We start from the raw sequence: 22,761 nt of genomic DNA on the forward strand, positions 1-22,761 counted from the left end.
AACCGGGCTTGATTTGGCTGGAGGCGGTATTAATACCGCCGATTCAATATCTGATCTAGCGGTAAACAAATTAGGCAGGATATAATTTTACTAGATGCGGGTCCTGCAGGTTATTCTTCTTATCTTTTCCTTTTCCCTCTGTACTGAAATAAAGTATGAAGGCCAGATGCCGCCTCAACTCGACACAATTTCCCTCCAAAAAGAATACAATCGCATACTGAAAATCATTAACCCTGAACCCCGCATTGATTCCACTCCCATTTTAATCCGGTTTTACACCAGTGCGGATCAAAGAACTCTCGGAGTAAGGATTCCTGAATGGGGAGGGGGAGGCGCGGCAGGAAGAGATCTGATCGTCATTCCTGTTGATAAAAAATACGCTTTTCACAATACCGATTTTTACAGGATAATAAGCCATGAAATGGTTCATATTGCCCTTGCCAGATCATACGGAAAACTCCATGTGCCAAGATGGTTTCATGAGGGGGTGGCAATGGCGCTATCAGGTGAGCTCTCCTTTGATGAACATGTCATTTTGTCGAGAGCAGTTCTTACCGGTTCCCTTCTGTCTCTTGATACTATCGAAAAACTTAACAGATTCGATTACTGGAAAGCTCAGCTTGCATACTGTCAGAGCCATTTCGCCGTTTCTTTTCTCATTGACATGTATGGGATCGATTTCATTCCGGAACTGCTCTCTGCTACAGAGCAAAGAAGGAATTTTGAGAGAGGGTGTCTGGAAGTCTTCGGACTCAGTAAAAAGGAATTCGAAGATCTTCTTCAGAAGGAGATCAGAAAGCGTTTCAAATATCTGTTCCTGATTTCAGATTACTCCCTTTTCTGGATCGGGTTGACTATACTTTCAATTGTCGCTTTTGCAGTGACAATTGTAAGGAATAGAAAAAAGGCACGCCTGATGGAGATGCAGGAGGAATTGGAAGGGAGTGAAACCACAGATGAACAGCCTGCCGGTTAATTTTCAAACCAATTTCAATCTTCCACAGCCTAAAGTGCTTTGATCTTGCGCTGAGGGCATTTCTTTTCTGTTAATTCTGGGCCATACTTCTCTAAAAACATGTATTCAAAAGAACAGAACTCGATAAAAACCGGGCGATGCAGACTCCTCTTTTTGTGTCCGGTTTGTAAGATCCATTTGCCGGTAAGTAGACTTTATTTATTAGAGCCCCGCTGAGAGAATAAATCGACAGCGTACCTCCACGCTTAACACTTATCTCATACTGCTTATTGACCAATTTCAACTGCATCATACCTGAATGCATCTTTTCCGTCTGTTTCGTTCCTTTTTTAGTGGAAACAGAAATCGCATAAAGGCTGTCCATTTTTTCAGCCCACAGGCGGAACATACTGGCTCCTCCTGCTGCATTGGGATGAACCCCGTCACTGAGCTCTGATGTATGTGTAGAGAAATAGGTATAGAAATCAGGCCCGGGAATCAGGTTGTTTTTTACGGTCAGCGAATCGATCGCTCTCAGAAAATCGGGATGAACCTGCCATCCTGCTTTCGATGAGTCGGTTCCGATTATCTTTGCGATAATCGGCTGAATCCCGTTTGCTTTACATGAATCGATTATCTTCTGCATGTTGGACTTATATGTCGAGACATTGTAAGCGCTTCCACCCCAGGCATCGTTGGTTCCCATCTCAATTGCCCAGTACTTCGCGTTTCGCGCTATGTCAATATATGCAGAGATATCATTTGCCATAGTTGTACTGTTTATACAGGGGATTCCTCCTCGGATAACAGCAGGAGTAAATGAAGGGTTAGATTTTGTTATAAGGTCGGCAAAGCTTTCTGAGGGAGGGTTTGATTTGTAAGCGTTGGCAGAAATGCTGGTACCCGGGAAAAACCAGATATCATCACCCCCGCTTGTCACATCAAACACTTCAATTTCATCAATGGAACCCCCACCCTTTACAATTGACATCTTTAACCATTGTGAATTGCCGAAATCGATGGAATGTGCCCGCGCCGTTACGCTGTTATTTCTGATATTCAATACTGGTGTCCAGTCCCCATCATCCCCGTTTGTGGAATTCGTGGAAATAAGAATATCATAATCAACTGGTACGTTCAGACCGCTTTTACAGGATGTCGCTGAAGCGATCAAATCAGACCAGGAGTACCCTGGATTATTCCAGTTCAACAGAACCTTTGCAGGTCCGGCATCCACATTTATGGCAATCCAGGAATTGTCACTGACCATAAAAGCCTGGCCCCCATACTTATTATCAGTCAAATAGGAGAGATTTCCGCGGGAAGAGTAAACTGTTTTTCCACGTGAGATGATCGGGTTTGCAGTCATGGAAAAACCAACAGTGGCAAATATGATAATGACAATAAAAGAGATCCCTGTTCTGATTCTCATAATATCCCTCTCTTGTGGATACTGTGCTTGAATACCTGATCAGAATTCAATTTAAAATCGGTTCGGTATGCAACAAATAAGTTTCTTGCGCTGAAAGACTCAAAGTGTTGACATCGATGACCACATTGGTTCTATAAACATCTGTGTTGTCAAAGTTGTCCACAGAATCCAAACCGGCAGTCCACAAAAACCACAATTCAGCAACTATATTTTTTATTATATAGAGAAGAAGATTCTTATATTCACACTTGAATCTGAATTATCATGTAAAAAGTGCAGCAATTCAGGTACAGAAACCAGGGATTCCAAAAATGAACTTCATTTTTCGCATGTTAAAAAGCCGCCTGTTGGAGGGGAGCTTAATCGGGGTATTATTCATCGCAACTTCAGGCAATCTCATTGCAGATACCCTGATTGAACCTGATAATCCATTGATCAATTATTACGGAAGATTCGATTTTACCAACCCCAAGGCACCTCGCTTCAACTGGTCAGGCTCCTCAATCGAGATAAAGGTAAGCGGCACATCGACATTTGGCGTTGAGCTTGCCGACGGGGCAGGATACTTCGATATTGAAATTGACGGAATAGCTCAACCCACACCCCTTTACGCAGATTCATGGAATTCAAAAAAATATAATCTCATCAGTTCGCTTTCACCCGATGCACATGTGATCCGCATTGTCAGGCGAAATGAACCATATTGGGCAATAGCCACGTTCGGAGGATTCTATTTGTCCAGCGGCGCAGAAGTCCTCCCGCAGGAAAAGCCAGTACGTAAAATGGAATTTCTCGGTGATTCCTGGACTGCCGGTTACTTCATCGAGGCCTGCGATGACCAGCAAGCCCGTACAAACACCAACAAATCCTGGGCACGTCTTACCAGTAAAGCATTCAGGGCACAGGATATTATTCTGGCCGAATCCGGTATAGGTCTGGCAAAGAGTCTGGGTGGTAAAACATGTTTACCGCAGAAATACTCCTGCACCTTTGATACGATGGGGACAGCTCAATCACCATCCTGGGATTTCTCCAAGTGGATACCCGACATTGTCTCTATCTTTCTTGGCATCAACGATAAGAGTTCCGGATGCTCTGACAAAGAATTCAGTGATGCAATTCACTCTTTTGTAACAACCATCAGAGGCAATTATCCAAATACACCCATTCTTTTTATCGCATACTCAGGGTGTATGGATCAGGCAGCCCGATCTGCCGTAGCTGCAGAGACAACAAGTTTAGGTCATAAAGGTGTTTACTTCCTGGAATGTAAACAGCAGGTAAAGGGCTGCAGTTGGCATCCTGATACTGCTGATGCCAGGCAGATATCAGACTCGGTTGTAGCCTTTATAAAACAGATTACCGGATGGGATACTGGAACAGTCGATGTTGTACAGGAAAAAGTCATGTACAGGGCACACAACACAGTAGAGATCAGTGCTGCACAAATCAACAGCCGTACAGTTTTGATCTCATCTCCAAGGCTTAAAGCAGGTGATAAAATCCGGATTGTCAATGCAAATGGAAAGCTTGTAGAACATATGTCTTTTGATCTGTCAGGAGTGTGCAGGTGGAATACAGCCAATATCCCGGAAGGTTTCTATTTCGTAGGTGGGCAAAAAACCGGATGGGCAAGGGTTTTTATTAAACAATAATTTTGATTGGTAATTTCCGGTTAACTTATCTCATAATTATACAAAGACAAAAATATTTGTTCTTCATATCGGTATCGGTATTGGCATCGAATGTTTTTCATCCGATTTCATCTGGAGAGTAATCCAGAAACGTTTGTTCCTGAGCAAAGCCTCGATGATTCTTTTTCGTGCTCAGCCAAGCAGCGCTCGTAATCGTAAATATAAAAGATCATCAAAAAACTGCAGGGTGAACTAGATATGTACCCTCGTATTGTCGTGCATTCGTATTGTCTTGCCCTCGTCCTGTCGCACTTCCCCCTTCAATATCCCTCCAGCTTGACAATAACCAAACCCTTGCCGCCAGTTCCCATCCGCTTCAGATCCAGAATTCTGCCGTTTTCCATCTGTAATGAACCGAGCATCTTCCCATTGAGATTAAATATCCGGACTGAGGTCAATTTGTCTTTATGTCCAGCAGGGAGCCTCAGCACGCTGCCTGCAGAAACCAACATTGACACGTGATTTCTGATTGTCTCATTTTTGTCCTTCCGTATGGTTCTGACAGGATCCAGATTTTTCAGCCTCACAACAAACCCGCCGTTCGCACTCATGGTAACGGTAATTGATCCTGTTGATTCTACCGTACCCTGTAACTCATCAAATGTGGTATTTGATGATCCATCGGCAATACGCAGCATGGAATACTGCACGCCTGAGGGGAGAAAAGAGAGGGGTACCGTTACACTCTGTGAATTTCTCTGCCCATTAATCCCGCCGACATACCAGTGGTCCCCTTTTTTCCGGGCAATAACCAGATAAGTCCCGGGTTCTCCAAGAAGATATTTTGTATCATCCCAGGCCACAGGGACAGTAGAGAGAAAGTCCCGGATATCTGAGGAAAGCGATGTATACGCGCTCACCCTGTCAGCAAAATGCTGTATACCGGATTCAAACATCACCGACAGTGCCAATTCGTGGCCACTGGTTGTTATGTGCCTGTTCGCCATGGCTGTAAAAGTGACTGGAGTATAATCCATAGATCCGACAGCATTGCGGGTGAACGGTAGAATCGTATTACGCACCGGCTGGCCGGATGGATACCTTCCATCGTATTTGTAATATTCAGCCCCCCGCACCGATTCCATAGTCATCAGGTTCGGATACGTGCGCTGCCAGCCGCGCGGCACAGTACACCCGTGAAAGTTTACAGCCAGTTTGTACTCCGCGGCATCACGCAGGATATCGAGATAGTATTGAATTATCCACTGCTTGTCTGCATGGAAAAAATCGACCTTGATCCCCTTGACACCCGCAGTGCTTATCGTGTTCATTTCATTCCGGCGTGTACTGGCACTGCTCATGCGGTTGCGTGGCTGCATATTGACTGTGCTGTTTGTGCCGCCGCTGTTGTACCAGAACAGAAGCGACACGTTCTTACCTTTCGCGTAGTTTACAAGATCCTGCCAGGTGCCACCACCGCCTGATGTCATCTGGTTCCATCCGACATCTACCAGGCTGTACTCCCACCCGAACTGCTGTGCCATATCAATGAACGGTGTAACGTTACTGTAACGGGTTACATCCTCGTTCGACCACCACGACCACGATGCACGGCCCGGGCGTATCCATGATACATCATCGATCATCGAGGGTGTTGCCAGATCGAATGCCAGAGTTTGTTCGAGTATTCCGGCAGGGGATGCATCCACAGCCACTACACGCCAGGGCATTACCCAGGGCAGGGTCCAGGACGGGTTCACCGGACCATTGTTGTTTGCTTCAGCCTGCAGCGGCATGGCAAGACGGTACACATTATTACTGGGCTCCCGCAGGTGCATGCCGCAGAAATTCTCTGTAACATCGGTTTCAAAAAAGAGCACGTAGTGGCCGGTTGGTGTTTTAAAAAGCGCAGGCATGGCCCATCCACTGGCGCCGTCACCGCAAATTGTAACTCCTGATACCTGAGTACCAACAGGAATATTGTTGTTCCAGTAGTTTTCATACCCCGGCTGGTAGGTTCCATAGATATCATAGGGCATGATGAAAGCAGTGGAGTTGGCTGGAAGCCTGATCGCATTATCAATAGTTCCACACTGAAAGCATATATTCTTGGGGGTTCCGGCAGTGATGCGGTCCGGGCAGTAAATGGCATCGAGGGAATTGTAGGATTTATCAGCAGCGGCGGGAATTATTCAAAAGATTCACCAGGTGCCGCATTGTCTTATAAGTTAAGGTACCTGAAGGATAATTCAGTCGCCAACATCATCCTTACTTCAGAATACAATGTAAGACAATGCCAGAGAGTGTCAAACAGCTATGAAGTCAAACTAATGTATATTGAATGTACAAATTGTGACGATGCGGGAAGTGAAGCTGAGATGTATGGATGGCTGGCGGTCACAGTACCGGGTTCAGATCCGGTTTATCTGTGGTCAGTCGGTGAGGAACAGGCGCAGATCGTCAATGATATCGGCGGGATTCTTAATATCAATGCCTCAACAAGAACAACCCTGAAAAATGTCGATAACAACACCTATATCACTCTCAGCGGAAACCTTCAGGAAGATGACACCGGGGGTGACGACAACCTCGGTTTTTCGACAAAGAATGTTTACGTATCTGAATTTGACGGAAGAACGATAGAGCTGAATTTTAACGGTGACGGGAATGTCGCAAAGGCGATTTTCATGATTACACCGGTCGATTGACCGCTAATATAAAAAAGCCTTGCCCCGGTGGAGCAAGGCTTTTTTTATACAGACAGTTTTTTACTTTACCGGCAGACTACTTTACTTGTTAATTTATTAGCCCCCTGACGTACCTCAAGAAGCATCAATCCGCTGTAATCAGCCCCGATTTTTATTCTGTTCATTCCCGCTTTTGCTCGGATATTGCCGGAGTGAATCTTTCTCCCCTGCAGATCCCTAAGTATCACCTGCACTGTTCCAGATACAGGCACACTGAAATCCGCGTGTATCATGCCATTTGACATGAATGCACGAAGAGTGCTGGCAGTTGCGAAAGAAGATGTCCGTATTGTGGATGTTGCGAATTTGGGTCTGGTCACAGTTTTCCACTCCTGATCGCCCGGAACAGCACTTGTTTCAATCAGCGAGACCGCATCAACATTTCCATCATACTTCGCACCGGCCTCTACATTAAATGTGTAAACAGTGTCATAGGCACCTGCTTTTGATTTGAAAATAATCCAATCTACATAAATCGTTCCCCTGAACCCGTCAGAATAAGCCTGAAGCGCCAGGAAATCTATCTTCGACGGATTGGCAGGAACAAGCGCATCCTCGTTCAATGATTGATCGGTCAGAATTGGTATCCGGTACTCTTTCCAGTTATTCATCGTTATCGCACCAAATCTCCCCTCCCGCCATGTCCAGTTATCAGACATTGTCACAACACTCAGTGCCAGCCATCCAAACTTTCTAACCCCGGCGGAATCATAATCGGTTTCTCCGTTTACATAAGCACGCACTATGATTGTATCATAGGGAGTCATATCCTGTTTTGTAACAGTAAGCTGGACCTGTCCAAATGATGTGTCAGCGGAATAAAGAACTTTCATGGAATAATCACCTGTCGCAACCTTCACCAGAGAGGTATCTCCCGGAAGCTTTGGCAGCCCGGCGGCGGAACGGATAGCGTTAAGAAGGCCCAGATCAAAAATTTCACCGGTTTTACGGTCAAAAATTGTCATGGTAAGATTGCCCTTGTCTCCGGTATCCCAGGCAGCCGGGATCATCCCCCTGCTAAGGGCCGCAGACACAACATAATTGTAGAATATCCTCCTGGAAAGAATATGGCGCTCCAGTGATTCTCCTGTCAATGTCATACGCTTGACCGCACCAAACTCTCCAATAACAACCGGGATATCCTTGTCCACAAATTTTGTTTTCATAAAATTGAACATAGAGTCCACAAAATTCTCATCACACCATCCGGTATTACGCTCAGTATCGGTAGTGGAAAGATTGTTCTTTCCCCAGTAATAATACACCTTACCCCAGTCTTCATCCTTTTCCATAAGTGCGAACTGGTAGGGATAGAAGTGGACTTCCGCCATTAGTCTGCCCTCGATCTGATCTGTGGGCATGGTGTTCATTACCTGATTGGTCAATTCTATGTCGGTTCTTGGGCCCTGTACAACAAGTGTACGAGAGGCATTGTTTCCACCTGTGGCACGTACCGCGTTGATAAATGTCTGATGATAAGAGTTAAGGATTGCCATGCGGTCAGCACCAAAAGGGGTACCGTAAACATCCTGTACAGCCGGTTCATTGGTACCGGCAAAGAGCAGGTGACGTCCATAGTCCTTAAAATAGTTGGCAATCTGTGTCCAATAGGCATTCTGTCTTCTGTTAACCTCTTCCTGTTTGTCTGCAGAAACACACTCCTCAAGCCAGCCCCCGTCCCAGTGACTGTTAAGAATAACAAAAAGACTGTCCTTTATGCAGTAATCAACTACCGTCTTGACCTGAGCCAGCCAGTTGGGATCGATAACACAACTTACTGTATCTGCATGGGAATTCCATGCACAGGGGATACGTATGGTCTTAAACCCGCCGGCTTTAACCGAGTCTATAAGCCTCTGGGAAGGCAGAGGGTTTCCCCACAGGAGAGGATCTTTCGGCACCTCCAGGCTGTTTCCTATATTCCAGGCAATACCCATCTCTGCTGCAATGGATTTTGCTGTCGGAAGAAGGTCCTGTGCCTGCACCGAAAAGGTTATCAAAAGACAGACGGCAAGAGATACTATACCTGTTTTAAGCGTTAATCTCTCCCTGAGTTTCCTTGTCATACTCTTCTCCTTTATCTTCTGAGATTATTTTTCAGGCCATTATGGAATAATATAAAACCAACAGTTCAAAAAATGTAAAGTTCCCATATTTTCCGTTCCCCAAAGATCTACGGCAGAACGGCAAAACGACGATACGACAATACGAAGATACGAGGGTATGAGGGTATGAGAGTACGAGGGTACGACTCACCACCCCGATTTATCGGGGTTTTCCTTCCGTGGAGGCGTCATTAATGGCGCCGACCAAATCAGGCGAGGCCTCCAACACCTTATTCTTAATGTAAATAATTGATCTTTGCAAATGCTGGTTGGAGAAAATCAGATGAAAAGCAATCGATACCGATTCCGATACCGACCCCGATCTTAAGAACAAAAATCAATGCTCGCAAAACTTACCGGATATTGCTGCTTATAATTACCGGACTAAAACTACCGATGCTCTGTTGCCGGATGTCTTTTGCTTTACTATATAGATTTGTCCGGTCTTGACCTTTCCTGAAACGCCGTCATCTATACCTGTCCGGTAAACCATGCGCCCGTCGAGTGAATATATAACCGCGATTTTTTCCAAAGAAGCCAGATCTTTCACAGAGATTACTCTCTTTCTGTCCACTTTGACCCCTCCTGTACGGGGAACATAGTTTTCATCCGCAAGAGAGAGGAAAGCCCTGGCAAAACGCCTGCCCAGCTCCTTCATCCCCTCATTGTCAAAATGCGCCTTCCATTGATCATTGGGTCTCATAGCAAGGCCCGATGATGACGCGACTTTACAATTAGGCAACTTTGGAGCAAGCTCGTGAACATGCGTATTGTGACCGGCACAGCAGGCCCCCGGAGCCTGAAGCAGTTCTCCCAAAATTATGGGAATATCACCAAGCCCCAGATCCTTCTTCAGGCTGTCAAAAATTCCCTTTGCCGCATTTACCCACCAGGATTGCCCGGCATCGGCTTCCCCCTGATGAAACAGAATTCCCTTTATCACTCCGGATTGCTGTGCGATTCTGCATCGCTTGACCATCCATCCATACGCATCACTGCTTACTCCCACAGGACGGGTATATTCTGGAATAGTTTCCTTTGACCCTTTTTGAAAAACCTTTATGGACAGTCCTGATAAAGCACATGGAATAAAACCTATTTTGATGTCCTCACGGATCGAATCCAGGAGAGTTTTACCGAAATAGTCCGATGGCCCGATCCCCTCACTGCAGTTATGGTATGGAGGAAAAGCAGTATACCACTGATCATGTGTGCGCTCAATTTTCAGGTTCGTACAGGCAGTAGACATTTCGTTGCAGTCTGTAAAGGCCAGCACTTTTACACGCTGGGCCTTAAGCGATGATGTATCACAGTCGAAAGCATCACCCGGTTTCGCTCCCCCAGCCATATTTGACTGTCCGAAACAGAGAAAGATGAAGAAATTGGGGTCCGGTTCCGCCTCCGCCCGGGACAATAAACAAATAAATATCGTAATAAGGATGCAGCTTCTTTTAAGCATCGACATCATGAGTCTCCTTCGTATTGATAATACCAGTTTAATATAAGATTTTAGTGAAATAAACAGGCAATAAGTCACCATTCAGGAACACTTTTCGTATACATGATGTGTACAAAAACTGCGGTACTAATTGGATTTTGCCAAAAGCCTGTCGGGCACTGATGAATCCGGATCTTTCTGCTGTTGATAAGAATCAGATTAGAACATATAATTCCAACTATGAATTTGAAAATCAGAGTCTTTAAGAGTCATAAGGAACTTGAGACTGACACTTTGGATTATTGGAAAAAGCAGTCTCCTGAAGCAAGACTTGACGAAGTGGAAAGGTTACGAATAGAAGCAGGAAAATTTCTTTATGAATATCCAGCCAGACTTCGAAAAACTGTTAAGGTTACTCGAATGTCACAAAGTTAAGTACATGATTGTTGGTGGATATGCTGTAGCTTTCCATGGTTCCCCCGTTTCACCAAAGATATCGACATCTACTATTCCGATTCAGATGAAAACATTACAAACCTTAAAAAGGCATTGCTCGATTTTGGATTTCAACACCACCAACTTCCTGATGAATTATTCAAGACAAAAGGAAACATTATTACATTCGGTATTGAACCAATAAGAATTGCTCTCTTAAATGAAATAGACGGAGTAAAATTTGAAAATGCTGGCTGAAGAGGAAAATATGGGAACACCGAAGTAAACTTCATAAGCAAGATCGATTTAATCAAAAACAAATCTTCTACTTCCCGTCTGCAAGATAAATCAGATGCGGAAAATCTTTCACCATAGTATTATGGGATTTTTCCGGCTACTGGTGCAAAAAAGGAACAATAAAATTGGCAGTTAAAATGTCAGTGCCGAACTTGGAGTAACCTTCTTTATTGTCCCGTCGCTGTTAAATTCCATCTTGTCAATGCACACCATCCGTTTGTATGTTCCTCCTCCATTGGGACCGTTGCTTATGTGGTAAACGATATACCACTGACCCGCAAACTCAGCAACACCTGCATGATTAGTGGGTTCATCCTGACCTGCCGCTTTAGGCATCTGATCAAGGATAATTCCTCTGTAATTCCATGGGCCCATCGGGCTGTTGGAGGTGGCATAGCCAATTTTGGTGGGATTTGCAGCGCCATGAGCGTAGATCAGATAATAGGTACCATTACGCTTTATCAAATATGGCGCCTCGAAAAAACTGGGGGGAGTATTCTTTTTCAGTGCCCCCCCAAGCGAAATCATGTCAGAATTGAGCTTTACTGTTACCATAGTCCAGAAACCACCGTAAACAAGATACGCCTGGCCATCATCATCGATAAAAACTGCCGGATCAATCGTATGAGGAGTCTGGTCGATATTGGTAATATTCCATGTGCTCATCTCAAGAGCATCATTGATAAGCGGCTTACCCAGAGCATCACTCCACGGCCCCTCGGGACTGTCTGCAACAGCAACACCGATTGCCATCCTGTCACTGCTGTAAACGATATCATTGATCGGTACATACCAGTAGTACTTTCCATTAAGTCCTTTTATCATGTGTCCTGCCCAGGCATTTGCGTTAGTCCATGAGAAGGTATTCAGTTTCATGGGCGTGGTCCTGGTCCAGTTGACCATATCGGTACTCTTGAGCAGATACCATTCCCGCAGGTCAAATCCCCTTGTCCCCTGGTCATGACCGCAGGCGATGTAGAAAGTACAATTATCAACCATGCATGCCGGATCTGCAGTATATACATCCGTGAAGATCGGGTTGCTCTTGCTTGTCCCCGGTCCGGGCGGAGTGCACACTCCCGCACTGTCCATCGTAACAGTAAGGTTCGAGTCGATATAAACTGAAACCGGGACCTTTTTTTCCCGGTATCCGCTCTTTGTGGCTATGAGCGTATCAACTGTTTCTGATCTTTTGGCAATTGTATGTTTTTCGCCGCGGGCAGAATTGGAAGAGCCATTTTTAAAATGCAGGCTGTTACCAACCCGCAGAACCGAACAGGCATAAGTTTTTCCGTTCACGTTTATGTTAACAATACTGAACCCGGGAACAAAAGAATTTAAAGTAATGATTTGTGAAGTTTCAGAACCTGTAAAACTTTCGGAAAAAGTTCTTTTACCATTGGCCGCAAATATCATAATAGTTCCGCCGCCTGTGGATGCCAGTGAAACTGAAAGTCCGGTACTTTTAATATTGAATTTTACCGGAGATGCCTCCGGTGCTGTCTCCCTGAATACCGGTGTAACATCTGACTCCAGCAGGAACCTGCCATCGTTGCCTGTTTTTGCAGAAATGCCCGGTTCATTTTTCAGGGTAACTGTGACGTCCCTTAATGGACCGCCGCCGGTTTTTGTAACGGTTCCGGAAAGCTTTACAACTGATTCTGAAAACAGACTCGTGCTGAGAAAGAGCACCAGTAGAGTGCTTATTGTTTTTTTCATGATTGGTCACCTGTATGGCAGAATAAATGGTATTTATAGATCAGCATTATGTATTGTAAATTCCCCCTCAAAAAGAGAAGATCCCTCACCTCAGGTTCATGAATTTACTGGTCACAAGCACCTTGCTGCCGCTCATCAACTGAGCAACGTATGTGCCCCCGCTTTTGGCTGACCAGAAAACCTTTCCACCGGCGATGTCCTTAAACTCAGCAACCACCTCTCCTTTGACATTGAATATCCGCAGAGAGACATTCCCGGCAGCCTCCAGAGGACCTCTTATAATGAAACTGCTGCCTAAACGGCTCATCGAGAAACTCCTGTGGCAGGGAAGATTGAGCACACCGATAGAGGCATTCCGAATTTTTACACTGTAGCTTTCAGCAGTTCCGGTTTGAATACTCACCCTCGATACTTCTCCTGCAGAAGCATTGAATGAATTCTGCACCTGACCATCTGCAATTACATTGTAAGCAGCCGGGGAGAGCCCCTTTATCCCGATGTTTGTCTTATGGACGGTTCTTTTGAGGTTTCTGAGTGTCAACTCGATGTAATCGCTGTTTTCCCCGATAACAGCCTTTGTGTACTGATCCTGATCCAGCTCAACAGAGAGCTTTTTTGAAACCATATTGAGACGCTTGCAGATTCCATCTTTCGGCGTGATAACAAGGTTCGATCCGCTTCTCTCAATGTCACATCCGTACCCGTAAAGTCCGAATACCGGATCGTCAACTATATCGGCGCTCAGAATTCTTATCGCTCCCCAGAACCCCAACTGCGCTTCTCCATCCAGGTTCCGCCATCCGTTCTGCAGTTTCCCGCCGTCTTTCATCTGTACCGTGCCTATGTAGTTTGGACCCAGTGCAGCCTGATAGGTCCATGCTGCAGCACCCAGATTATCCGGATCGGAATTGATCTGACCGGAGTTTATATGTGCGAGGTTTGCAATTTTTGCGGCATAAGCAAGACGGGCGTCGAGTTCCGGGGTGCTTGAGTGGTTCAACATCCAGTCATTCATTGCATATCCTGCCAGCGCCACAGTGTACTGAAACTGCCACCATGCTTCACCGCAGATAGTGATCGGAACAGCATAATAGTACCACAAAGGAGAATTTCCCCTGCAGGCCCTGGTTTTTGCGTTTATCTGCCCCATCATATTCGTGTTGTCGTTCATCCTGGCAAGCGTATAGATAGCTTCTTCACCGGTATTATCGTAGCTGTATTCCGAACCGAACGGATAAGGGTTACTGCGAAAATTATTGTATTTGGTCCTCATGATTTCAATTACCCGGTTAGCCTGAGTGGTAAGCCCCTCAGCCTGCAGAGCAGCAATGATCTCAGGGGTAGTCTGCTCCCCCATGACTCCTGTGTCCCAGTTATAGGCAACCCCCTGACCATACTGGGCATTAAGGATATTGTAACACCTGAGAAGATAGGTCTGCGGAGGATGTATTGTCTGGACAATATCTGAATGCAGCTTTGCAATCTGATACATCGCAAAATAGGTGTTATAAATATGGGGATAAGCATAGCCGCGATAGGTTGGAGTGGTATTTGGTTCAGGCATGAGGAAATCATAGATGAGGTAAGAGTTATGAGTGTTACGCATCAGCCTGTTCCATATAGCTGTTTCAAGATACTGATCAACAGCATTGATTTCCGATATTACGGGATTGTAAACATTTTTCCAGGCAAGAAACAGCCCCTTTACATATCCCCAGTCATCACCCCAACCCCAGTAGCCGTTAAACACATTCCTCTTCTGCTTCTTCTCCATCAACCAGTCATCAAAGACTTTGTCCTGAAGCATCCCGGGGGAATTCCACTGCTGTTTCTCGACCAGAAACGTTGAGTGTCTCTGGATTGCCGCCCCCGGAGGCTCGATAACATTGAACTGGAGAGTGGTTTTCTCATTCTCACCATAGTTCACTACGATATCATTCGGCCCCAGACGGGAAAATTTCAATTGATAGATGTGATAGTCGCCGGATTTTGCTTCACCAGGTGAAACAGTGGTCTCACCGGGAAACTCTGCTGTAACGGAGTTGATCGTTTTAGTTGTCCTCAATGCTGCTTTAACTGTCATATCTGTAGACACAATCATACCCGGAACCACGGTAACATCCACCAGTCCCTCTTTGTAAATCGTTTCCCTCATAGCCTGCTCGTTCTCGACTGCGAAAAACTTGAAGGCGTAAGTCTTTGACAAACCCGGAGAGAGAGTCAAAGAGGTATTTGGCAGATATCCCCTTCCCAGAGATTTGATCCTGTCGGAATGGATATAGTAAACATGCAGGCCTTTGGGATACTTATAGCGGTCTCTCCAGTTGGAACGGCCGGCTGTATCGATTGCCCAGGCACTTCCCGGGTGATGAGTTCCCTCCCAGACATCCCTGTATTCAAATCCAGCTCCGGTACTGGCATCAGGAATCATCAGAAGAAATTTGCCCCTGCCGCTTGGTCTTGTTATCCGCATATAAGAGCTGTTCTGAGCCACATGCGAATGAGCCAGTGTCCGTGTCTCATATATCACATCATTACTCTGCAGCCATTTCTCATTGAATGGCAGCGGCAGGCCGATATCTGCAAAGACAATATCCTGGTTGCCTGTGTTTTTCAACGTTATCTCCCAGAGAACATAGTCTTCCACCAGCGAATATCTTTCTGTCAGTTCGAAATTTCTTATCCCGTCACTGTTTGCAGAATTGTTGTATGTGACAGTTATCTGGTTTCCATTCTGGCTCTTGCGCCTCACGTCGGCAGATCTGTTTGTAGATGCCTCGATCCAGTTGCCCGAACCCACTCTGTAGGAAAATAGAAGCTCACCGACCCACTGGTGATCAGAGGTGTTCTGATCAGGGCTGTTTGTGGCATTCATGACATAGTTGGTTGGATACATGTCACCTGTAATCTGAAACGAGGAGATCTCCCCATGGCTTCCGATGTTAATTGAGAAGTGACTGTTTGAGATAGTCTGGGCGCCGGAACTGAAAAAGAGTGTCTGAACAATCACCATCAAAGCAGAGAATCCACCGGGAAAAAAGCGTGCTTTATTCATTATATATCCTTTTTGCTGACACAACATGATCTCACTTGACACGTCAGTAATCAATATAAGAATAAACCCGTTTTTATTCATCAGGAATAAGTTTTGAGAAGATAATTCTGTTGAGGATTAACTCAACACATCCTCAGTCGGTATCGGCATCGGTATCGAATGATTTTCATACGAAGGCAATTACTGCATTGACAATTAATAAGCGGGAAGTCTCCCCCTGCCTTCAGCCCGCAGAAGACTGCGGTCTTCCGTCACCCCCTCTATGTTGACATAGTGCTGTGCCCTGCGGGAAAATGTTACAAGTCGGGTAAGTAAAGCTGGCTTCTTAATCTTTACTGGTGGAAGAAGAAACGATAATTGTATACCGGATTTCCAGGGTAGACCTAACGCCCCCTCATATGTCGTGTTGTCGTGCTGTCGTATTGTCGTTTCTGAATAAGGTAATAAGGTTATGGTCATTATTTTTTCTACTTGCTACTAAGGTTTTAAAGACAGATACTAAGGTTTTTAAGAGACAGATACAGAACTAAGGATTAGACACATATCTCGTATTGTCATAACACTCGTTTTTCGTTTTGTCGTACCCCTGCATTGTCGTACTGTCGTACACTCTTACACTCGTACCCTCATACAAGCCAGCAGTTATTTCACTGAGGTAATTGTCATAAAATCTCTTCCGCCGTTTGCAGACGCAATTTTACAAATAAAACTGCCTTCAGCTTTAAACGGCAAGCTGATCATTGCTTTTTGCGAGCTCAATTGCAGGTCTTTTGAAAAGAGCTGACGTCCGTTCAGAGAGAACAAAGTGACTTTGTAGTCCCCTGCGGCAAATCCTGAGAGCAGAAGATTTTTACCGGTAAGCATTACACTTCTTTTGGCATTCGTAAATTTCCCTGGCTGAACTGCTCTGACAGGCGGGTCAAGAAAAAATTTGGCTATTTTAGGAGAACGCTTTGAACCCACTTTATTGAAACTGCCAGCTATGTAAAGTGAATGTGACAGGCTGTCATAAGCCATATCCGAAACCGTACCATTCGGACCATTTGTGATCATAAAATTTGTGAAGTCAGGAAGACCACTGCCATGATACATCATTTTGGATGATTTTGCAGGTTTGCTGGATGTGTTCAGAGATCCATAGAGAAAAACCCCGTCATTACCGTAAGGCTCAAGTGCAATTACGGCCGAAGCCGGACCAAGGAATGTACCTCCTGATGACCCGGCGAGACCATAATTGGTCCACCCGTCGAAACCACTGAAATTCCCCCGATCCACATCTTCTCCCGATTTGCGCTCAGGGCGATATCGTATACAGTTGCAACTACAATTTCCAGAGTATTAGGATCTCTGCGGGAACAGCCCTGACCTGCATAGTAATGGAAATATCCATCGTACCAGGACCCCATAGACTCCAATACATGATTATTCCCGTAATAGATCGTAAAATTCCCTCCCACTTCCAAAGATGTTCTGGTAAATGCGATAGCGTTCACCTCCCCATCTACCCCGTCAGTCGAGTCATTGGCAAAATAGGTGCTTTTTATCTTGTTCCATCTGTTTCCATCCCAGTAACCAATACTGCGTACACTGTCATCACCCAGTTTTTTAAAGTAACCCCCTGCATAAACATTGCCGACAGAATCGACTGCAAGTACTCTTACAGAGTTATAGCTGCAGCCTCTTTTACCGCCAAATGCGCTCCAGGTTTCTCCATCATATTTTGCAAAGTGCGCAAAAGAACCGGTATCGTCCAGGTATAAATTCCCTGCGGCATAAATGTTTCCGGCAGTATCAAAAGTAAATGTACTTACAGTTCCCCTGATTGTCCCTACCGGTTCCCAGTCATCTTCGATTTTCCGGACAAGCCCTTCGACAGTGTCCCCGGAAAGTGTAACAAATACTCCGGACGCATGCAGGACCCCATTCTTATCACAGATTATTTTGTCCACAGAAAGACAGGAAGCATTCTCATTGACAGGAATCCAGTTTTCCTCATTGTACGCTGACACGCTCATAAAGATGGCTGTTGAAAAAGCAGCAGACAGGATAAGCGCATTGAATTAATCTTATTCATACCGGCGACCCTCGTTTTTTGTAAAAATTTATATGGATGAAAGGCTCTAAAATCGTCAGTGTATATTATACATTTAAGATTCGTTGATTACAATATATGTCAACGGTTCTGCCGTTTTTAGTTATGTCCGGTTAACTTATCTAATCTGTACAGACATATTACAACAGAACAGGGTACAACAATAAGAGGGTGCATAAATCCACCCTGGAAATCCGGTATACAATATTCGTTTCTTCTTCCACCAGTAAAGATTGAGGAGCCAGATTAACTTACTAGACTTGTAACATTTTCCCGATGGGCATTACACTATGTCGACACAGAGGGGGTGACGGAAGACCGGAGTCTTCGACGGGCTGGAGGCAGGGGGAGACCTCCCACTTATATTAGTTCTTCAATGAACAAACTTTTCTGGATTACTCTCCAGGAGGAGTAATTCGGATGAGAAGCATTCGATTGATACCGATTACCGTCACACCGTTCCGGTTTCTGGAACACTTTATAAAAACTCAACTCCATAATTCTGTATTCCACAATAGTGACTCCTTATATTATGGTAGGGGGATCATCTTTCATGCACTAAAAGAGATCATCGTACAAGCCCATGAAATTAACAGTCTCATCTTAAAACACAGTTAAGAAGGGTGGAATCTATGTATCAACCCGTCGTACTCAGTCTCTTTTTATTCATCTCATCAGCCTATGCCGTTAATCTTAGCGGTAAAGTCACAAACAAAGCCGGAAAACCCATCGCAAATGCCACTGTAAGCCTGGTGAAAGAGGGCTCCAGTGCCAAAACAAACAGTGAGGGTCTTTTCTCTATTACCTCCGTTTCCAATCTCTCTTCCATCACTTTAGCTCCTACAAATCAGAAGATTACCCTGGAAAACGGTGTTTTAAAGTTCAACCTTCCTGATGCCGTGCCGGTGAAGGTCGAATTGTTTGATATCAAGGGGAAATTGCTTGGAAAAGAAGCGTTATCTGATGTATCGAGCGGATTCTATTCCTTTAACATCGGCAATAAATTCCGTTCAAAACTCCTTATCATCAGGGCTACTCTCGGTAATGAACAATTCCTGTTTCGCTATGCTCCATTAAGCGACAACCACCCGTTTATTCAATCCAGATCAACATCCTTAGCCGGAAATTCAGGACTGGCAAAGATGGCCGCGATCGATGATACCATTAGAGTCACTGCAGAAAATTATAAAACCAAATCTGTTCCGATCACCTCTTACGAACAGGATAATATCAATATCACTCTTGATTCCGCAAATGGAAACTGTTGCACTGCCGGATGCGGTAAAAATCCCACTCTTAAAAGCGGCAGACAGACAATTCAGGTTAATGGTCAGCAACGGGAGTTCATGATCAGAATTCCTGAAAACTACGATAACACCCGCTCCTATCCAGTGGTATTCGCGTTTCACTGGAACGGTGGAAGCATGAACGATATTGACGGTGGGGGATCCAGTGGATACACCTGGTCCTACTACGGACTCAGGGAACAGGCTGACAAGAGTACAGATAAACAGATGATTTTTATTGCGCCTAATGGTCTCAATGCAGGATGGGCAAACAGCGGCGGTCGAGACATCGCGTTTGTAGACGAAATACTGAAACGCATCAAGGAAGACCTTTGTGTCGACACTACACGGATCTTTGCGTTGGGTTTCAGCTATGGCGGAGGCATGAGTTACTCTCTGGCCTGTTCACGGGCAAAAGTGTTCCGCGCTGTGGCAGTATACGCCGGTGCACAGCTCAGTGGATGTGACGGCGGAACAACTCCAATTGCTTACCTGGGAATTCATGGGATAAGTGACCCAACATGCAGCATCAGCGCCGGGCGATCACTGCGCGACAGATTTGTCAATAATAACGGCTGCACCGCTCTGAATGCCCCTGAACCCTCTCGCGGAAGCAATACACATATTTGTACACGGTACCAGTGCAGAGATGGATATCCTGTAGAATGGTGCGCCTTTGATGGCGGTCATACTCCGGGGCATGTGGAGGGAGGCGGTGATGATGGCGCCAGAACATGGACCAAAAAGAAGGCCTGGGATTTCTTCACTCAGTTTTAATTAGTATCTGCTCCCTTCTCTGAACAACGGCTCTGAAGATGGCTCTGCAAAGGGCTGCTCCTTCAGTGCCGGTTCTTTTTGTATCAACAATAGTCAATCAGTTCAGCGAGTGATTATAGACACACTCGGAGAGAAAGAATAGTGGGGCACAGACAAGGATCGTTGTTTGCACGTAATGGCAGATCAATTAAAACTGCAGTGTCCGGTGAAAACCGTATACACCAGTTAAGCTTTATTTCGTAGTGAGAATAACCTTTTATTTTTGACTGAATGAGATTAGCAGTTTGACTCCGAGAGCGGTAACGCATCCGCCCGCAAGACGGTCAATCCATTTCCTGGAACGCAAATAGGTCCCTCGGGCCTTTTGTGATGATAGACTCACTGCTACTATCGAGTACCATCCTGTCTCGATGGCAAAAATTACAGCCACCAGGATAATAGCAAGTGTCAAAGAATAAATCCCTGGAAGAAGTGCGGTAAAAACACTTGCGTAAACTACCGCGGCTTTTGGATTACTCAATTGTGTCCCGAGACCCAGTAAAAATGCATTTTTGCTGTTTTCTTTATCGGAAGTGACAGTTGAATCGAATGGCTTTGATGAATTTCTCCAGATCCTGAGCCCCAGAATCGCAAGATAGAGCCCTCCTGCAATTTTAAACGCCATATAGACCTGTGGAACGGCAGTAAAGATACTGTTGAGTCCAACCAGAGCTGCTGTGGCATACGTTGCTCCGCCAACGCCCATACCCAGTGCAGCCGCCAGACCGGCAGAACGTGAAAAGGAAACTGAAGTGCGTGCAACCAGTATGAAACTGGGTCCGGGACTGACCGCCCCTGCCGCAATTGCCCCTGCAATTGCACAAATAGAGAGTAGCTGCTGTAAAACGGTCTGTTCCATTCTATATAAAACCACGATTCACGAAAAGGTAAGTCTTTAAGACCCGTTGATATAGAAATAAAATAAATCGGCCGGATAGTGGAGATTCTTTTTGTAAACTATTTTAATTTTTTGTATCTTTTTCTATAATAATCAAAAATAACAAGGGACAGTACCTGAAGCAGGGCATGTAAGAATGATGATCATATTCACCCCTAAAGAAAAAAATCAATAGAAAAACAGCATAATGTTTACGTTTTTTTTATTATTGTCACTATTATTTACATCCTGTATAGAATCAGTAAACAGCAATAACAATGATGGTGTCGATAATTCATGTAATGTATTAACTAAAAAAGTAAAAACAGTTTTAAGAACAGGATTGGATGCCTGGGGGTTACACGGAAATCCTAAAGAACTAATTCTTTTATCATTCTTTAACGAGGACACTGTCTCATACGAGACTTCTATTACCTCGGCAATAATATATACCCTAATATGATATTCCAAAACTTATATTTAGTGCATGGGAAAACGAGATTTCAGAAAACTTACTTCTGAAGCGCAGCTTGAAATAAAAAAGGCTGCGATCAAAATGGTAAAAGCTGGCCAATCTCAAGAATATGTCGCCAATTTTTTTGAAATTAATCGGAAGACATTGTACACATGGCTCAAACAATTTGAGGAAAAAGGACCTCAAGGACTTAAGTACCTGACCCGCGGTCGTCGATATGGCGAACAGCGTATTTTGACTGTAGATCAGGAAAAGCAGATTCAGCGTATGATAACTGATAAATGCCCTGAGCAGTTGAAACTTCCATTTGCCTTGTGGACAAGAAAAGCCGTGCAAGAGTTGATTGAGAGTCAATTTGAAATTCTCTTGCCGATACGAACAATTGGTGAATACTTGAAGCGTTGGGGATTTACTCCGCAAAAACCTTTGCGAAGAGCATATGAACAAAAGCCGCAAGCGGTAAAGCAGTGGCTTGATAAAGAGTATCCTGCGATAAAGAAACGAGCGAAGGCTGAAAAAGCAGAAATCTACTGGGGAGATGAAACTGGCTTGTCCAGTGAAGATAATCGTGGACGAGGGTATTCTCCTGTTGAGAAAACACCTGTTCGGTATACTACAGGTGCTCAATTCTCTACAAGCATGATCTCTGCTATAGCCAACCAGGGACAACTTCGTTTTATGATTTATAAGGGTGGGCTCAATATCGATATATTCCTTTCTTTTCTGAAGCGTCTTATTAAGGATGCGCATAAAAAGGTTTTTCTGATTGTTGATAATTTGCGTGTTCATCATGTGAAACTTGTCCAGGAATGGCTAGATGAGCACAAAAATGAAATTGAGTTGTTCTTCTTACCTGCGTATACACCTGAGAGAATCCCCGATGAATATTTGAACCAGGATGTAAAAACTTCTACCAGTAACAAACGAGCACCTTGTGATCAAAAAGAACTCTCTACAAACCTTCTCAATTATATGAAAAGTTTACAGAAAATTAAGTCCAAAGTTAGATATTTCTTTAACCATAAACTTGTTAGCTATGCAGCATGAAATGTGTAACATTTGAATTGCCGGAATAATAAAAATAACAAGGAACAGTACCTGAAGCAGAGCATGACGCAATGCAATATGCTGTCCTGAAAGCTTGCACACTGCATTGCAGTGTGCAAGGAGTTATGCAACATTTTTCTGCCAAAGGAAAGGATGCGCGCGGAAAAAGGAAATGAAAGATAAAGGAATAATATATTCAAAAAGATAATACGGACATTACAATCGGGTGTGCGGAATTTTTTGTGTAAACTGGTATATAGTGCAGGTGTATTTAATGCTACAAATAATATAACTGTATAGTTTATGTAATTGCAATAGTGTTTCCAATAATTGGAACCCTTCCCCCATGGG

Annotated in this window: 14 protein-coding genes and 1 pseudogene; 5 read left to right on the forward strand and 10 right to left on the reverse strand. The window is 44.6% G+C overall.

Annotated features, from left to right (window positions below; genetic code table 11):
• The first annotated feature begins 94 nt into the window (after nt 1-94).
• Nucleotides 95-976 carry a hypothetical protein gene (locus GX089_09665; GenBank protein ID NLP02749.1) on the forward strand — a complete coding sequence of 294 codons (882 nt, stop codon included), beginning with the start codon at nt 95-97 and terminating at the stop codon, nt 974-976.
• A 91-nt stretch (nt 977-1,067) separates the two neighbouring features.
• On the opposite strand, the gene GX089_09670 is transcribed toward GX089_09665, so the two are convergent.
• Nucleotides 1,068-2,387 (reverse strand): SGNH/GDSL hydrolase family protein, encoded by a 1,320-nt coding sequence (locus GX089_09670; protein ID NLP02750.1) that lies wholly within the window; start codon nt 2,385-2,387, stop codon nt 1,068-1,070.
• A 311-nt stretch (nt 2,388-2,698) separates the two neighbouring features.
• On the opposite strand from GX089_09670, the gene GX089_09675 reads away from it, so the two are divergent.
• Nucleotides 2,699-4,042 carry a hypothetical protein gene (locus tag GX089_09675; GenBank protein ID NLP02751.1) on the forward strand — a complete coding sequence of 448 codons (1,344 nt, stop codon included), beginning with the start codon at nt 2,699-2,701 and terminating at the stop codon, nt 4,040-4,042.
• Nucleotides 4,043-4,341: 299 nt separating this feature from the next.
• On the opposite strand, the gene GX089_09680 is transcribed toward GX089_09675, so the two are convergent.
• Complete coding sequence (locus GX089_09680) at nt 4,342-6,060, reverse strand: glycoside hydrolase family 97 protein (protein NLP02752.1); 1,719 nt, start codon at nt 6,058-6,060, stop codon at nt 4,342-4,344.
• On the opposite strand from GX089_09680, the gene GX089_09685 reads away from it, so the two are divergent.
• Nucleotides 5,983-6,729: a hypothetical protein gene (locus tag GX089_09685; GenBank protein ID NLP02753.1), complete on the forward strand. Its 747-nt coding sequence runs from the start codon at nt 5,983-5,985 to the stop codon at nt 6,727-6,729. The two genes, GX089_09680 and GX089_09685, sit on opposite strands and share 78 nt — an antisense overlap.
• Nucleotides 6,730-6,794: 65 nt before the next feature.
• Here GX089_09685 and GX089_09690 read toward each other — a convergent pair whose 3' ends face one another.
• From GX089_09690 to GX089_09720, 7 genes are all read right to left on the reverse strand, one after another.
• Nucleotides 6,795-8,834, reverse strand: a complete 2,040-nt coding sequence (locus tag GX089_09690) for a glycoside hydrolase family 5 protein (protein ID NLP02754.1) — start codon at nt 8,832-8,834, stop codon at nt 6,795-6,797.
• Nucleotides 8,835-9,249: 415 nt separating this feature from the next.
• Nucleotides 9,250-10,341 (reverse strand): sialate O-acetylesterase, encoded by a 1,092-nt coding sequence (locus tag GX089_09695; protein ID NLP02755.1) that lies wholly within the window; start codon nt 10,339-10,341, stop codon nt 9,250-9,252.
• Between the two features lie 834 nt (nt 10,342-11,175).
• The gene (locus GX089_09700) at nt 11,176-12,762 is read right to left on the reverse strand and encodes a family 43 glycosylhydrolase (protein NLP02756.1); all 1,587 of its coding nucleotides are present in this window, start codon (nt 12,760-12,762) and stop codon (nt 11,176-11,178) included.
• 85 nt (nt 12,763-12,847) lie between these two features.
• On the reverse strand, nt 12,848-15,817 hold the full coding sequence (locus tag GX089_09705) for a LamG domain-containing protein (GenBank protein NLP02757.1): 2,970 nt from the start codon (nt 15,815-15,817) through the stop codon (nt 12,848-12,850).
• Nucleotides 15,818-16,012: 195 nt separating this feature from the next.
• A complete protein-coding gene (locus GX089_09710; protein ID NLP02758.1) occupies nt 16,013-16,276 on the reverse strand; it encodes a hypothetical protein in 264 nt (87 codons plus the stop codon).
• A 183-nt stretch (nt 16,277-16,459) separates the two neighbouring features.
• A complete protein-coding gene (locus tag GX089_09715) occupies nt 16,460-17,092 on the reverse strand; it encodes a hypothetical protein (GenBank protein NLP02759.1) in 633 nt (210 codons plus the stop codon).
• A complete protein-coding gene (locus GX089_09720; GenBank protein NLP02760.1) occupies nt 16,996-17,832 on the reverse strand; it encodes a hypothetical protein in 837 nt (278 codons plus the stop codon). The genes GX089_09715 and GX089_09720 overlap by 97 nt, the downstream gene beginning before the upstream one ends.
• 1,345 nt (nt 17,833-19,177) lie before the next feature.
• On the opposite strand from GX089_09720, the pseudogene GX089_09725 reads away from it, so the two are divergent.
• Nucleotides 19,178-19,969: pseudogene (locus GX089_09725) on the forward strand (poly(3-hydroxybutyrate) depolymerase).
• 259 nt (nt 19,970-20,228) lie between these two features.
• Here GX089_09725 and GX089_09730 read toward each other — a convergent pair.
• Complete coding sequence (locus GX089_09730; GenBank protein ID NLP02761.1) at nt 20,229-20,870, reverse strand: LysE family translocator; 642 nt, start codon at nt 20,868-20,870, stop codon at nt 20,229-20,231.
• A gap of 505 nt (nt 20,871-21,375) precedes the next feature.
• On the opposite strand from GX089_09730, the gene GX089_09735 reads away from it, so the two are divergent.
• A complete protein-coding gene (locus GX089_09735; GenBank protein NLP02762.1) occupies nt 21,376-22,410 on the forward strand; it encodes an IS630 family transposase in 1,035 nt (344 codons plus the stop codon).
• The last annotated feature ends 351 nt before the right edge of the window (nt 22,411-22,761 follow it).

Origin of the sequence: Fibrobacter sp., assembly GCA_012523595.1 — a bacterium.
Lineage (GTDB): Bacteria > Fibrobacterota > Chitinivibrionia > Chitinivibrionales > Chitinispirillaceae > JAAYIG01.